This is a genomic window from Aestuariibaculum sediminum (assembly GCF_014596945.1).
Taxonomy (GTDB): Bacteria; Bacteroidota; Bacteroidia; order Flavobacteriales; family Flavobacteriaceae; genus Aestuariibaculum; species Aestuariibaculum sediminum.
Genome location: NZ_JACVXB010000002.1, coordinates 382,321 through 397,590, shown reverse-complemented (window position 1 = coordinate 397,590; position 15,270 = coordinate 382,321). Strand labels below are relative to the sequence as shown.

At 33.9% G+C, this 15,270-nt stretch carries 16 protein-coding genes; 10 read left to right on the top strand and 6 right to left on the bottom strand.

Translation table 11 applies throughout. The features are described from left to right. Window positions 1-21: 21 nt before the first annotated feature. The 3 genes from ICJ83_RS06530 to ICJ83_RS06520 all read right to left on the bottom strand — a co-directional run bounded on the left by ICJ83_RS06530 (window position 22) and on the right by ICJ83_RS06520 (window position 3,096). Window positions 22-831, bottom strand: coding sequence for a hypothetical protein (locus ICJ83_RS06530; RefSeq protein WP_188229576.1), 810 nt, complete (start codon window positions 829-831; stop codon window positions 22-24). Between the two features lie 206 nt (window positions 832-1,037). Further along, window positions 1,038-1,847, bottom strand: a complete 810-nt coding sequence (locus ICJ83_RS06525; protein ID WP_188229575.1) for a hypothetical protein — start codon at window positions 1,845-1,847, stop codon at window positions 1,038-1,040. A 97-nt stretch (window positions 1,848-1,944) separates the two neighbouring features. Continuing rightward, on the bottom strand, window positions 1,945-3,096 hold the full coding sequence (locus ICJ83_RS06520; protein WP_188229574.1) for a cysteine desulfurase family protein: 1,152 nt from the start codon (window positions 3,094-3,096) through the stop codon (window positions 1,945-1,947). 192 nt (window positions 3,097-3,288) lie between these two features. On the opposite strand from ICJ83_RS06520, the gene ICJ83_RS06515 reads away from it, so the two are divergent. Continuing rightward, window positions 3,289-4,218 (top strand): hypothetical protein, encoded by a 930-nt coding sequence (locus tag ICJ83_RS06515; RefSeq protein ID WP_188229573.1) that lies wholly within the window; start codon window positions 3,289-3,291, stop codon window positions 4,216-4,218. Here the strand turns inward: ICJ83_RS06515 and ICJ83_RS06510 are convergent. Both ICJ83_RS06510 and ICJ83_RS06505 read right to left on the bottom strand, forming a co-directional pair. After that, window positions 4,215-4,775 (bottom strand): Smr/MutS family protein, encoded by a 561-nt coding sequence (locus ICJ83_RS06510; RefSeq protein ID WP_188229572.1) that lies wholly within the window; start codon window positions 4,773-4,775, stop codon window positions 4,215-4,217. The two genes, ICJ83_RS06515 and ICJ83_RS06510, sit on opposite strands and share 4 nt — an antisense overlap. Window positions 4,776-4,779: 4 nt before the next feature. Then, window positions 4,780-4,974, bottom strand: coding sequence for a hypothetical protein (locus ICJ83_RS06505; RefSeq protein WP_188229571.1), 195 nt, complete (start codon window positions 4,972-4,974; stop codon window positions 4,780-4,782). 185 nt (window positions 4,975-5,159) lie between these two features. On the opposite strand from ICJ83_RS06505, the gene ICJ83_RS06500 reads away from it, so the two are divergent. From ICJ83_RS06500 to ICJ83_RS06490, 3 genes are read left to right on the top strand one after another with little or no spacing between them, the layout of a single operon-like run. Beyond that, window positions 5,160-6,941, top strand: coding sequence for a T9SS type A sorting domain-containing protein (locus ICJ83_RS06500; RefSeq protein WP_188229570.1), 1,782 nt, complete (start codon window positions 5,160-5,162; stop codon window positions 6,939-6,941). A 50-nt stretch (window positions 6,942-6,991) separates the two neighbouring features. Further along, complete coding sequence (locus ICJ83_RS06495) at window positions 6,992-7,273, top strand: DUF2752 domain-containing protein (RefSeq protein WP_188229569.1); 282 nt, start codon at window positions 6,992-6,994, stop codon at window positions 7,271-7,273. A gap of 10 nt (window positions 7,274-7,283) precedes the next feature. Next, window positions 7,284-7,616, top strand: a complete 333-nt coding sequence (locus ICJ83_RS06490) for a CCC motif membrane protein (RefSeq protein ID WP_188229568.1) — start codon at window positions 7,284-7,286, stop codon at window positions 7,614-7,616. Between the two features lie 55 nt (window positions 7,617-7,671). On the opposite strand, the gene rocD is transcribed toward ICJ83_RS06490, so the two are convergent. Next, the gene (gene rocD, locus ICJ83_RS06485; protein WP_188229567.1) at window positions 7,672-8,916 is read right to left on the bottom strand and encodes an ornithine--oxo-acid transaminase; all 1,245 of its coding nucleotides are present in this window, start codon (window positions 8,914-8,916) and stop codon (window positions 7,672-7,674) included. 249 nt (window positions 8,917-9,165) lie between these two features. Here rocD and ICJ83_RS06480 point away from each other — a divergent pair, with 249 nt between their 5' ends. The 6 genes from ICJ83_RS06480 to ICJ83_RS06455 all read left to right on the top strand — a co-directional run bounded on the left by ICJ83_RS06480 (window position 9,166) and on the right by ICJ83_RS06455 (window position 15,262). Next, complete coding sequence (locus ICJ83_RS06480) at window positions 9,166-10,335, top strand: mechanosensitive ion channel (protein WP_188229566.1); 1,170 nt, start codon at window positions 9,166-9,168, stop codon at window positions 10,333-10,335. A 102-nt stretch (window positions 10,336-10,437) separates the two neighbouring features. Beyond that, entirely contained in the window at window positions 10,438-11,847 is a 1,410-nt protein-coding gene (rlmD, locus tag ICJ83_RS06475; RefSeq protein WP_188229565.1) for a 23S rRNA (uracil(1939)-C(5))-methyltransferase RlmD, read from the top strand. Between the two features lie 63 nt (window positions 11,848-11,910). After that, a complete protein-coding gene (locus ICJ83_RS06470) occupies window positions 11,911-12,459 on the top strand; it encodes a DUF6452 family protein (protein WP_188229564.1) in 549 nt (182 codons plus the stop codon). Continuing rightward, window positions 12,425-13,153, top strand: coding sequence for a DUF6048 family protein (locus ICJ83_RS06465; protein WP_188229563.1), 729 nt, complete (start codon window positions 12,425-12,427; stop codon window positions 13,151-13,153). Before ICJ83_RS06470 ends, ICJ83_RS06465 begins: the two co-directional genes overlap by 35 nt. Window positions 13,154-13,334: 181 nt before the next feature. After that, entirely contained in the window at window positions 13,335-14,222 is an 888-nt protein-coding gene (locus ICJ83_RS06460; protein ID WP_188229562.1) for a carbon-nitrogen hydrolase, read from the top strand. Continuing rightward, window positions 14,222-15,262 (top strand): agmatine deiminase family protein, encoded by a 1,041-nt coding sequence (locus tag ICJ83_RS06455; protein WP_188229561.1) that lies wholly within the window; start codon window positions 14,222-14,224, stop codon window positions 15,260-15,262. Before ICJ83_RS06460 ends, ICJ83_RS06455 begins: the two co-directional genes overlap by 1 nt. The last annotated feature ends 8 nt before the right edge of the window (window positions 15,263-15,270 follow it).

The following is a 15,270-nucleotide window of genomic DNA, read 5'->3' as shown; positions in this document are numbered from 1 at the left end:
CGAAATAAAAAGGCTATTTTACTAGTTACGAGTATGTATTCTTGATATTAGCAAACTAAAATCGGATAACGTTACGTTGCCCGGTAACCCGCTAGTTGTAGAGTAACCCACTTTTAGTTTTGCACCGTTAGTTACAAAACTTTCTAATTGATATACCATAATAGTTTCACTTATTTTATTGGAATCTCCAGAACTTCTCAAAAGAGGTATTGTTTTTTGAAAAATAATGTTCCCATTAGGATTTCCAATATCTAAGGCAATAACCAAAAAACTGTTGTTAGCATCAGGCACAGCATTAAAATTTAAATGTAATTCTATGGTATCACCCTCCTGTATAGCTTTAATTTTATGTGTTTCATTATCGAAAAAATCAGAAGCTGAAAAACCATCAGGTGCATAGGTTTCAATGACTTGATCTGATGAATCATTTAAGAAGTTTAATTCTACATCGGAGAAATTAGTGGGGTCACTAGACTCACTTAAAGATATACCAGACAAAGTTAATTGATAATCAGCATCGATTAATGAGACCCACCCTGTTGGATTTATACCTGAGTTTATTCCTCGTGTTTTACCAATGGTGGACCAGGTTTCCCCATCTGAAAATACAAAAGCCAGTAAATCCGTATCAAAAACTAATAAGCCTGATGCAGGAGAACTAATGGATTCTCGCTCTTGGCTTGACATTCTGGGGATTAATAAACCTTGTGAATTTGATGAAATATCTAATACTGACGAAGGGTCTGGATTTGTTGTTCCTATACCCACTTGGGCGCGCATAACGCATGAAACTAACATAAGAACAAAAGTGTGAGAGACTATTCTTATCATTATATATAAATAATTAATATTATGTAAGCCGAAAATACATACTCTATTAGGAATTCCTAGAAGATTTTGACAGAATTCACGAATAAGTTGACATATATCAATTCTTACACATATATTAAAAAAAATTATACATCAAAAACACTTCATTAATGATTAAACTCGAAAAAATTCTTGACATTTTACAGTTTAACCATTATAAACAATAGTTATTCTCCAGCGTGAATCCTAGAGATAACCATACTGAAATCTGATAAAAATACATTACCAGGGGAACCGCTGGTAGCTGAATACCCAACCATCAATTTAGCACCATTGACCTTAAAAGTATTAAGCTGATACAGCAATAGGGTTTCACTAATTTTATTAACATCGTCCGCGCCTCGGAGTAAAGGAATCGTTTTTTGATAAATAATTGTACAATTATTGTCTCCAATGTCCAGTGCTATCACTAAAAAACTGTTATTAGCCTCTGGTATTGCATCGAATTGAAGTCGGATTTCGACAGCATCACCCTCATTTAAAGCTTGTATTCTATGAGAATTATTGTCAAAATAATCGTTTGCCTCGTATCCCTTCGGCGCATAATCTTCTATGACACCGTCCGAAGCGTTATTTGAAAAATCCAAATCTATATTAGTAAAATTCGTTGGTTCTGTTGATTCGTTTACTGTAATTCCAGCTAAAGTCAGGCTATAATCTGCATCCTTTAAAGCGACCCAACCTGTTTTACTAGTTGTTTGATTAGCACTTTTTGCATTTCCCAGAGTAGACCAAGAGCCGTCATTTGAATAAGCAAATTCACCTAAACTTGTATCATATACTAACAAACCTGTGGCAGGATTATTTATTGCAATACGCTCGGCTGTAGTCATTCGAGGCACCAATATACCTTGGGATGTAGATGAAATATCTAATACAGAAGATGGATCGGGATTCGTTGTGCCTATACCTACTTGGGCGTGTACAACACAAGACACTAATATAAGAATAAAAGTGTGAGAGACTATTCTTATCATTATTTTTAGTTAGTTATTGTTCAGTTAGACAAACCTACACATAATCCCGATAAAAAGCAAATAAAATACGATCAAGTGTAATTTTATAAAAATATACTTATACCGACTTTACAATAAACGCTTTCAGAATATGAATAACAAAGTCCACTTCTTCTTTTGTATTATACTTACTAAATGAAAACCGAATAGACGGCCTTTGTAAATCTTCCTCGTTTAAAATTTCGGCTAACACATGCGATTTTTGATTACTTCCACTCTGACACGCACTACCTTTAGAACATGCTATACCTTTTAAATCTAACTGAAATAATAACATGGAAGCTTGCTTTTCTGATACCGGTAAACACACATTAACTAGCGTGTAGGTACTATGTTTGGTATCTGCGGATTGCCCATTCAATTTCACTCCAGGAATATTCTTTTGTATGTTTTTTATGAAATATTCTTTTAAGTCGTTTACAAAATTACTTTCCTCATTTAAATTGTCGTATGCTAACTTTAACGCCAATTCCATGCCTACAATATTATGAACACTTTCTGTTCCAGCACGTAATCCACGCTCCTGCTCCCCTCCTGATATTAAAGGTTTTATTCCGCTTTCCTTTCTTATATAAGCAAATCCTATTCCTTTTGGTCCATGAAATTTATGAGCCGAAGCAGCAAGAAAATCAACCTTTATTTCACTTAAATCTAATTCATAATGCCCTATAGACTGGACGGCATCGGTATGAAATAAGGCATTGTAACTTTTACATAATTCAGAAACTCGTTTAATATCTAAAATATTTCCAATTTCATTATTTATATGCATCAAACTTACCAACGTTTTTCTTTCGGTATCCAGTAAGGTTTTTAAATGTAAATAATCCACATTTCCTTGAGCATCCAAATTCACATAGCTTACCTGAATTTTGTATTCTTTTTCTAATGCCTCAACTGTATGCAGAACCGCATGATGTTCTATTTTTGAAGTAACAATATGAGTAACTTTAAGGTCTCTAACAGCACTTACCAATACTAAATTATCGGCTTCTGTTCCTCCAGACGTAAAAACAATTTCACTTGCAGATGCGTTTAAATATCTGGCAATTGTTTTTCTTGATTTTTCAATTAAAACTTTTGATGACCTTCCATAACTATGTGATGATGAAGGATTTCCGTAACTACTTTTCATCACCTCAGAAATCACGTCAATTACTTCCTCACGAATTGGCGTTGTTGCTGCATTATCAAAATATACTTGTTGCATAAAAATGATTTTCTCGCTCTACGAGTTATTTAAATTTCGAGATTTTCCTCGAAACCAAATTATTATAATTCAAACTGCTTAAAACATAATTACTATGGCAGTTACACAACAAAATTACTTAGAATAAAATTATTGGCAATAAGCTACGTTATAAATTACAATTATTTACTTTTGCCTTAAAATCCAAAGAGAATGCGTAAGATATTTTTTGTTTTAACTATACTGAGTTTAATTACCTATATGGCCTGTGATGATGGCGATGTTCTTGATGTAGAATTAGATTTTGACAATGAATTTCTAGTATGTGGTAGTAATGGTTTAGTGTTTTATAAAACAAAAAGTAACCCTTCAGAATCTTTATCTGTAAAAATTTCGGAACTCGATAATTTGAATGATATTCTAACGGTTGGCGATAACAATGTTTACAGAGACACTTTTAATTTATCGGCCACAAACAAACTCAATTACCGTACCTACAGTAACAGCACTTTACCTAATGATATTTTTTGTAATGACATCCCTAATTCTGAAGCAATAATTATAGAAGACTATGAAGCTATTAGCGGTTACGTTGTTATAGAAACAAAATTAACAGAAGATGATAACGACGGTATCCCTTCACTCCTTGAAGATCTAAATGGCGATGGCGATTTAACTAATGATGATACCGACAACGATGGGATACCAAATTACTTGGATGCAGATGATGATGGTGACAATGTACTTACAAAAGATGAAAACCCTGATCCCGACGGAAACAATAATCCTGATGATGCACAAGACTCTGATGGCGATGGCATACCGGACTATTTAGATAATGATGATGACAACGATGGTGTTTTTACTCGTGATGAAGAGAATGAGTCTCAGGATAATAATCCGGCAAACGACATTATTAACCCCGATGTTGGTCCTGATTATTTAAATCCAGAAGTGATGACAACCGTGCCAGCAACATCCTACAGAGCACACAATATTACCAAAGAGTTTAAAGTGAGTATAACAGTACATGATTTTGATTTAACTGTTATTTCTTATGATATTTTGGATTTTGGAACTTTAAATGACTCTGAAATTAGCAGCAACTTAAAAACAGAAACATTATCTCCTGTTTTTAATTAATCGTTAGATGGATTTTGGTAAATGTAAACTTCGGTAGCGCCTAAACCGTATTTTTGGTAATTGGCATCGTAATACTTTACGTTGTTATAGCGACCAAATAGATATTCCAACTCAACTTTTAATACACCTTCACCTACCCCGTGAATAAATACAACTTTTTGAATGCGTTTTTTTATAGCAAATTCAAGTTGTCTGCGAGCAGTGTCTAGTTGTAAGGTAAGCATATCGTGATTAGTCATACCACGAGACGATTTAACTAACTGATGAATATGTAAATCGACCTCCATCGTAGGCTCATAACGCTCTTTCGCCTTTCTCTTACCTTGATTTTTATGCTTCCTTTGCTGTTCCTTTTCGCGAATGGCTAGTCCAATACCTAAATCCAGATCTACGGCTAAATCGTTTTTAGACTTAACACCAATTAATTCACTTTCATTAAAATTAAGAAAAAAGCCATCTTCTGTCTCAATAGTAACCTGGTCATTTTTAATTACAGTTACAACCCCAGACATATTTTCATCTAAAACTAATACCTTATCGCCAATTTTAAATTGCATCCTTCTACTTTTCTTTATTTTCGTTGTCGTCGTCGGTTTCTGAATATTTACTTGGTATTGTTTTTGAAATTCGATAAACCCCAAACATCAAAATAATTATACCAGCTATTAAAATGTATTGATTTTGATTAGCACCAGCCTTTGAGTAAATCGCTATTACTGCACCTATCATGATTAATATGTAATTTAAATATTTCATTTTAGGAATATTAAATATAATTTGTTTTAAAGTGGTAAAATTAAGCCAAATTATGTTCAGTACGAACTAAAATGGTTCTCTATTTTAATGAGATTACTTCGATAAAAAGTATTTTTTTATCGATAAAACGCTAAATATTCATAAAATATTATATATTTGTACTGTAAAATGCCCTTAAAATCATCATGATACGACAATTTACCTACCTTGTTTTATTAGTTAGTAATCTCACTTACGCACAACTTTCGGTGAGAAATGACAGTTTTGTATTTGTTAAAAACCAAGTTGTTTTTGTAAACAAAGACATAAACCTAAACGAATCCGAAAGCCGAATTTATTTAAGAGATTCTGGACAACTTGTTCAAGGTGAGGAAAACGAACGAAACACTGGTGAAGGCGAGTTAAGTGTATATCAAAATGGAAATGTAGACGCTTATGAATACAACTATTGGTGTTCCCCTATTGGAAATAAAAATAGTAGTGCCGACAATAATACTTTTGGTATTTCCTTTTTAAATGATGTTATAGATCTTACCACTTCTACCCCCGCCACTTTTAATCATAGTTCAAATTATAATGGAACATCAAGCCCTTTAAACATTGAACCATATTGGATTTGGAAATACATAGCCAGTACCGGTTATTATGGTTGGGTTCATGTGCAAGGGAATACAACAATTAATCCTGGTGAAGGATTTACAATGAAAGGAACAAGTGGATCTAGCGCTTCACAACGTTATGATTTTAGAGGAAAACCTAATACAGGAACTATACCTGTTCAAGTTGAAACAGGAAAAACCTCGTTGGTTGGAAACCCTTACCCTTCCGCCTTGGATGCCGCAGCATATATTCATGATTCAGAAAATCAAACCGTTATCGATGGTACTTTAAGCTTTTGGGAGCAAGATCCTAATGTAAATTCTCATAGAATTAGAGATTACCAAGGCGGTTACTCGTCTTATACCATTAGTGCCGATGGCAAACTTATTACCTTCACTCCCGCCACCTTTAAAACATATAACGGGGATGGTACCATAAACACTAATAGTGGAGGTACAGCAAGTAAATCGCTTGCCAACTCAAGATATTTACCTATTGGACAAGGATTTATGGTTTCAGGGATTGCTTCTGGTTTTGTTAAAGCAAAAAATAGTCATCGTGTATTTAAAAAAGAAAATGTGGCCACCGATTCCTCTACATTCTTCAAAAACACCTTCAATAAACAATTTTCTCAGAATACTTCTAGCAATAAGTTTTCGAAGGTACCATTGACGTATCAGCGATTCAGACTAAACATTGATTTTAACAACCAATATACCAGACAATTGGTAGAAACATTTCATGAAAATGCTACAACAGGATTTGACTATGGTTTAGAAATAAAAACCTCTTTAGATAAAAGTTTAAAATCGGATGCGTGCTTAAGAACAGAAAGTCAAGATTATCTCGCACAGGCTCTTCCTTTTGATGACAATACAACAATACCTTTTGTGGTGAAAATTGCAAACGATATGCCTTTAGCTATTCGAATTACTGATATCCAAAACATAAATATAAGCACACCTATTTACGTGCATGATAAAACACTGAATACATATGTAAACTTAAGACATCAGGATTATCTAACGCAAATTGAAGCTGGCACCTATAGTAATCGTTTTGAAATTACCTTCAGTAAAAATGAAGAGACTTTAAATACTCAGTCTGAAACTTTATCACATTTTAACGTCTTTCAAAATAATCGTATCGCGGAATTAAAAATATACAACCCTGACCATATAGATTATAAGCAATTTCAGTTAATAGATGTTACAGGAAAACAAGTCATTAACAAACCTATTCGTTCGATAAATACCAACCAGGTCTTTTCTACAAAAGCATTAAGCAATGGTGTTTATATTGCTAGAATTTTATTAAAAGATAACCAAATATTCACTAAAAAAGTTGTAATAAACAACCTTAAATAACCTTAAGCAGTCCTTATTTTTTTTACATTTGAAGAAATATGTAAGAAAAAATGAGTGGTATAGAAGAATATATGTTACCCTGCCTAAACAAAAAATTTTTTGGTGTTGATTGTCCTGGTTGTGGTATGCAAAGGTCGCTATTATTTATTTTACAAGGTAAATTTGAGGAGGCTTTTATAATGTATCCAGCTATTTATACCATCGTACTAATGTTCATCTTTTTAGGACTACATATTAAATTTAGGTTTGATAATGGACACCATATACTTGTCGGTTTATTTCTCCTAAATTTTACAATTATAATAACCAATTACATTTATAAATTCTTTTAAAAACCACAACATGGAAAAACAAAATTTACCTAATTCGACATTAGTACTCGTTCTTGGTATTCTATCTATTTTAGGATGCTGCTTTTACGGAATTCCTGGTTTAATTTTAGCAATTGTTGGCTTGATATTTGCTTCAAAGGCCACAAAATTGTACCAATCGAACCCCGATTTATATGAAGGCTACGGCAATGTAAAAGCTGGAAAAATAATGGCAATTATTTCACTTGTTTTAAGCATTATATTCATTCTATTAATTGTTTGGGCTATCGTCTACTTTGGCTTTGAAACGCTACAAAATGAAGAATTATTAAGAGAGCGCCTGGAAGAATTGCAGCAAAGCTAAATTCAGATTTAAAACATAAAATTAAAAAGCGACCTAGTGGTCGCTTTTTTTTTAATCAATTTTCAAACTTTTCGAGTGTTTTTTTAATAATCCCGATACAATCAAATAATTGGTCTTCATTCATCACTAAGGGTGGCGCAAATCGAATAATATTACCATGGGTCGGTTTTGCTAATAAACCATGGTCACGCAAAGCCAGACAAATATTCCAAGCAGTATCACTATCTTCACTATCATTAATTACAATAGCATTTAATAAACCTTTACCTCTAACTAATTTAGCAATAGAACTCGTTGTAATATATTTATTTAACTCACTTCTAAATATTACACCTAACTTTTCAGCTCTATCAGCAAGATGCTCGTCTTTCACCACATCCAAGGCGGCCATAGCTACAGCTGCAGCTACAGGATTTCCTCCAAAAGTACTACCATGGTTACCTGGTTTTATAACATCCATAACATTATTATTAGCCAATACAGCACTTATTGGATAAACTCCGCCGCTTATTGCTTTTCCTAAAATTAACAAGTCAGGAGTTACGTTTTCATGATTTACAGCTAATAGTTTTCCTGTTCTGGCAATCCCTGTTTGTACTTCATCCGCTATAAATAGAACATTATATTTTTCACACAAGGCTTTGGCTTTAGCTAAATAGCCGTCGCTTGGTACATAAACCCCAGCTTCGCCCTGTATAGGCTCTACTAAAAAGCCAGCAACGTTTGAATTACTATTCAAAGCTTCTTCTAATGCCTTTAGGTTATCATATTCTATTTTAATGAATCCTTTGGTGTATGGTCCAAAATTTTCACGAGCCACAGGATCGTTAGAAAACGAAATAATAGTTGTGGTTCTTCCATGGAAATTGTTCTCACAAACAATAATTTCAGCTTCATTTTCTTGAATTCCTTTAACCTCGTAGGCCCATTTTCTACAAATTTTCAAAGCGGTTTCCACAGCTTCAGCACCCGTATTCATCGGTAACAATTTATCGAATCCAAAATACTCGCAGGCATATTTTTCGTACTTCCCTAACATATCATTATAAAAAGCTCTGGAGGTTAAGGTTAGTACCTTTGCTTGTTCTACCAATGCATTAATAATTTTAGGATGACAATGCCCTTGATTAACTGCAGAATATGCTGATAAAAAATCGTAATACTGTTTTCCTTCTACATCCCAAACATATACACCTTCTCCGCGACTTAATACCACGGGTAATGGATGATAGTTATGAGCTCCATACTTATTTTCTAAATCTATTGCTTGCTGCGATGTTAATGTTTTTAAAACAGCCATTTTAATGAAATTTAAATTAATAAAACAACCATTCCTACTGTACCTTTATCCTTTCGAAGTGTCCGAAAATTCAGCGTGGGAGAGAAATCATCCCTAGAGTGCGCAAATTAATAAATATATCTACTATTGAAAAACTAATAATGGGATTTTAAAAGTCATGTTATCTCCAAATTTTGTAAGAAAAGTGACATATTGATTAAAAATGGGTCTTAACAATGAACTTATTCACTAATCAACAAACTAATCACCATGGATTTTTTTACAGAGTTACTTGATACTCTTCAACAATCATTTTCAGGATATTTACCTAATGCCATTATCGTTATTCTTATTTTAATTTTAGGTTATTTTATAGCTAAATTTTTAAAGCGAATTACAATAAAACTTATAGAAAAAACAGGCATAGATAAAAAAACAGACTCCTCTAAAGTAAGTGTTTCCAAGTTTATAGGTAAACTGGTTTACTTTTTAATTATGGTTTTCACCTTTATGGTTGCCCTAGAAAGATTGGGTATGACCAGCGTTTTAGAGCCTGCTAAAAATCTACTTAACGGTTTCACAGAATTTATCCCAAACATTGTTGGTGCCACTCTAGTAGGTTACATTGGGTATATGCTTGCTAAAATTGTATCTGAATTTGTTGGACTTTCAGGAGAAACTATCCAAAATCTTGTCCCTAAACTACACCTTCCACAAAATATCAATTTAGTCAATATTCTTAAAAAAGTAGTATTTATCTTTATTTTTATACCTCTATTAATCGCTGCATTAAACATATTAAATTTAGATGCTGTTTCGCAACCTGCTACTTACATGCTACAAAGCTTTTTCGATGCTATTCCTAAAATTTTATTGGCCACGGTCATTTTAATTTTCTTTGTTATTGGAGGACGTTTTGTAAGCGGACTCATTAAAGACCTTTTAGATAGCCTAAACTTTAACGAAATTTTAGAAAAAGCGAAACTTAATTCCTTTCTAGGAAATACAAACGTTGAAAAACTAATTACTAACATAGTTTATGCATTCATAATACTTTTTGGACTAATAACTGCACTAGAAAAATTAGGTTTTGCTCAATTAACCGAGATTACATATAACATTGGCGAAATGGCTGGCAATATTATTTTTGGACTTATTATTTTAGCTGTAGGGAACTGGATTGCAAATATTGCTGTTACTATTTTTAATAAAAGTGGTAACAATCCTTTTGTAGCAAACATTATTAAAGTATCTGTTTTGGCGGTGTTTTTAGCCATTGGCTTAAACAGAATGGGAATTGCAGACGAGATAGTTAACCTTGCATTTGGCATTGTGTTGGCTACGGTAGGATTAACTGTAGTACTATCGTTTGGATTGGGTGGTCGTGAAGCGGCTGGAAAACAAATGAGCAATATATTGGAGAAATTCAATAAAAAATAAAAGAAAAACACCGTTTTATGTAATAAAAAGTGATCATTAATTTTGGTCACTTTTTTTATGGAAATTATTCCTCCCTAACAATTGCTTTACTACTTTTGCATCATGTCTAGAAAAAAGAGAAAACAATTATTTACAAACGTTGAAGTTGTAGATGCAGGTGCCAAGGGTAAAACCATTGCCAAAGCACCAGATGGAAAAGTTATATTTTTACCAAACGCAGTTCCTGGTGATGTTGTAGATGTGCAAACATTTAAAGCTCGTAAAGCCTATTACGAGGGTAAGGCAACGGTATTTCATAAATTATCCGATAAACGAACCGCACCTGCTTGTGAGCATTTTGGTGTTTGTGGTGGTTGTAAGTGGCAAGATATGGCTTATGAGCATCAACTGTATTATAAACAAAAAGAGGTTACTAATAATTTAACTCGTTTAGGTCATATCGAACTTCCTGAAGTTACACCTATTTTAGGCTCGGAAAAACAATATTTCTATCGAAATAAAATGGAATTCTCTTTTAGTGACAGTCGTTGGTTAACCCTAGAAGAAGTGCAATCCGACAAAGATTTAGGCGATAGAAACGCCTTAGGGTTTCATATTCCAGGCATGTGGGATAAAATTTTAGATGTTAAAAAATGTCATTTACAACAAGATCCTTCTAACGATATACGTAATGAAGTTAAAGCTTTTGCAATTGATAACGGTCTTGAATTTTTTAACACCCGAAATCAAACAGGATTATTACGTACCATGATGATTCGTACTTCAACTACTGGCGATATTATGGTGCTTATTCAGTTCTTTAAAGAAGACAAAGAAAAACGCGAGTTGCTGTTAGATTTTATTTCTGATAAATTTCCCCAAATTACGTCACTTCTTTATGTAATAAATGGTAAAGCCAATGACACCATTTACGATCAGGACATTATTTGTTACAAAGGTGAAGACCACATTTTTGAAGAAATGGAAGGCTTAAAGTTTAAAATTAATGCAAAATCCTTCTATCAGACCAATTCTGAACAAGCATACGAGCTCTATAAAATAACTAGAAACTTTGCGGGATTAACTGGAAATGAATTGGTTTACGACCTGTACACAGGAACAGGAACCATTGCTCAATTCGTTTCTAAAAATGCCAAGAAAGTTATAGGTGTTGAGGCCGTTCCTGATGCCATTGCTGCTGCAAAAGAAAATGCTGAACGCAATAATATTGATAATTGTGAGTTTTTTGTAGGAGATATGAAAAACGTATTTAATCAAGAGTTTATTAATACACATGGAATTCCGGATATTATAATTACCGATCCCCCTAGGGATGGAATGCATAAAGACGTCGTTCAGCAAATATTAAATATTGCACCCAAAAAAGTGGTTTATGTGAGTTGTAATAGTGCCACTCAAGCAAGAGATTTAGCTATAATGGATGCTATGTATAAAGTAGTTAAAACACAGGCAGTCGATATGTTTCCACAAACATTTCATGTTGAAAATGTTGTACTCCTAGAAAAGCGATAGTTCATATTAAATCCCTAAATTGCCAATCCTAAACAAATAGATTCAACCTATTTAAACATAAGAATGAAATACTTAAAAATTATTTCTCTATTAGTTTTAACGCTCTTAACAGGCATTAATATCGGTTGCGAGCGCGACGATTTATGCCCAGGAAGCACACCGACTACGCCTAACTTAATTGTAGATTTTTACGACGTTAATAATCAGGAGAGCAAGAAAAAAGTTGTAAACCTTGCCGTATCTGGTATTGATGATGATGGAAATCCACTACCTATCAGTACCACTGGCTCGGTAACGCAGCTAGCTTTACCTCTTAAAACTTACGAAAACACAACTCAATTTATAATTTTTAATAACTTTTCGGTAAACGATAATGGTACTCCAGATGACACGAGTGACGATTTCCCAAACGGCAATCCAGATTTAATCACCATAAATTACAGCCGAGAAGAGGTATTTGTATCGCGAGCATGTGGTTATAAAACCATTTTTAAAAACGTAACGCTTACAGTTGAAAGCGATAATGATAACTGGATAAAAGCAAGGCAGCCTCTAAACGATAACCAATCTGTAGAAGATGAAACAACAACACATTTCAATATTTTCCATTAATAGCTTGGTATGTCTACTGTTGTTTTGTTTTAGCGCTCATGCCCAAAACGACAGCATTACCAGCATCGCTAACGACTCGGTTAAAATAAAATTAAAATATGGCCTGCGTGTTGGGGGAGATATTGGAAAACTTATCCGCTCAACCCTCGATGATGAATATAGTGGATTTGAAATTTCGGCAGATTACCGAATAAAACAAAAACTCTATATAGCAGGTGAATTAGGTTACGAAGAAAAAACCAACGTCAATGAGTATTTAAACGTTACTACAAAGGGAGGATATATAAAAGGTGGAATTGACTATAATATGTATCAAAACTGGCTAGACATGGATAACATGGTTTATTTCGGTTTTCGAGTTGGAGGCAGTACATTTAGTCATGATTTAAACAATTACACCATTTATAATACAACCCAATATTGGAATCAGTATACTTCAGAGGAATCTAAAACCATAGATGGTTTAACGGCATTTTGGGCAGAAATCATATTAGGAATAAAAGTAGAGTTATTTACCAATTTGTATTTAGGTCTGAATGCGCAATTAAAATTCTTAGCTACCGAAACAGACCCTGGTAATTTCCAGAATATTTATATACCCGGTTTTCATAAAACATACGATAGCAGCGGCATTGGGGTAGGCTATGGTTATACATTATCGTATCGCATTCCATTGTACAAAAAAGAAAAGTAACTTTTAAACGTTTTAAATTATAAAGCCTCGCACGTTATACAAAACTGCAAGGCTTTTTTTTTTATTTACACACTATAAAAACAATAAGATATAACACCTAATTTTGCTAAAATTTCGTTCAAAATAATTAAACTTCTTCATTTAAAAATTATATATCTTTGTTTAAAATTAATAGTTTAAAATGCCTAAAAACACGTATAAAATTGCTGTTATTCAATTAAACTTGAATAACACACCTGAAAACAATTTAAACAAATGTATTCAGTGGGTAAAAGATGCTGCCAAACAAGGTGCAGAGGTTATCTCATTACCCGAACTTTATAGCAGTCACTATTTTTGCCAAAGCGAAGATGTCGATAATTTCGCGTTTGCGGAACCATTATACAGCACATCGTTTAATGCATTTAGTAGTTTAGCCAAAGAACTTGGCGTTGTAATTATTGTGCCATTCTTCGAAAAACGCATGGCAGGTGTTTATCATAACAGTGCTTACATTATCGATTCCGATGGCTCAGAAGCTGGGTTATACCGAAAAATGCATATCCCGGATGATCCGCATTTTTATGAAAAATTCTATTTTACACCCGGCGATATCGGATTTAAGTCCTTCCCTACTAAAAAAGGAAATATAGGGACCTTAATTTGTTGGGATCAATGGTATCCTGAGGCGGCTAGGTTAACGGCAATACAAGGTGCCGAAGTACTATTTTACCCAACAGCAATTGGTTGGCACCCTCAGGAAAAGGCTGAATTTGGAGAAAACCAACAAGGCGCTTGGATGAATGTAATGCGCGGACATGCCGTTGCTAACGGAATTTATGTTGCAGCAGCAAACCGTATTGGTTTAGAAAAATATTTACCAGATACCAACGGTATAGAATTTTGGGGATCTTCATTTATTGCTGGTCCTCAAGGAGAAATATTAGCGCAGGCCTCGGTAGATCAAGAAGAAATTCTAATAGCCGAAGTTGATTTAACCCTTCAAGAAAATGTACGTCAGAATTGGCCATTTTTAAGAGACCGACGTATTGATAAATATGGAGATATCACTAAAAGAGTCATTGATTAATGAATAAAGAGCAATGGATATTCCCTGCAGAATGGGAACAACAACAAGCTGTTTTACTCTGTTTTCCACATAATGGAAATGATTGGCCGGGAAAATACGAAGCTATTCAATGGGCCTTTGTTGAGTTTATTAAAAAAGTAGCGTCCGTAGAAGGGGTTATTGTTGTGGTTGCATCCGAAAAATTAAAGGCAAAAGTTATTGGATTGTTAGAAATGGCACATGTAAACATGAGTCATGTTTCGTTTATGGTGCACAAAACCAATCGAAGCTGGATGCGAGATTCTGGGCCTATTATTGTTAAAAAAGGAAATGAACGCCAAGCTTTAAACTTCAATTTTAATGGTTGGGCAAAATATAACAACTTTAAATTAGACAAAGCCATTCCTCAAAAAGTAGCTGATTTTTTAAACATTCCACTCACTCAAGTCACCTATAAAGGTAAACCTGTTATTGTTGAAGGCGGCGCTATCGATGTTAATGGCAAAGGCACCCTGTTAACCACAGAAGAGTGCTTGCTACACCCTAGTATTCAAGTACGAAACGAAGGTTTCACCAAAGCCGACTACGAAACCGTTTTTAAAGAATATTTAGGGGTTAACAATGTCATTTGGTTAGGTAATGGTGTTGAAGGCGACGACACCCACGGCCATGTCGATGATTTGGCGCGATTTGTAAACGAAGACACCATTATTACCGTTGTAGAAACGAACCCTGATGATGCAAATTACAAACCACTTCAAGATAATTTAAAACGTCTTCAGGAATCAAAATTAGAAAACGGCAAAACGCCAAATATTGTTATCCTACCAATGCCTAAAAAATTAGACTTCGATGGCATTCGATTGCCGGCCAGTTATGCTAATTTTTTAATTATTAATAAAGCTGTTTTAGTGCCTACTTTTAACGATGCCAACGACCGAAAAGCATTAAATATTATTGCTGAATGTTTCCCTAATCGCGAAGTTATTGGAATATCGGCAACGGACTTTATTTGGGGATTTGGAACACTGCATTGTTTAAGTCAGCAGATTCCTGAATAACTTAATCC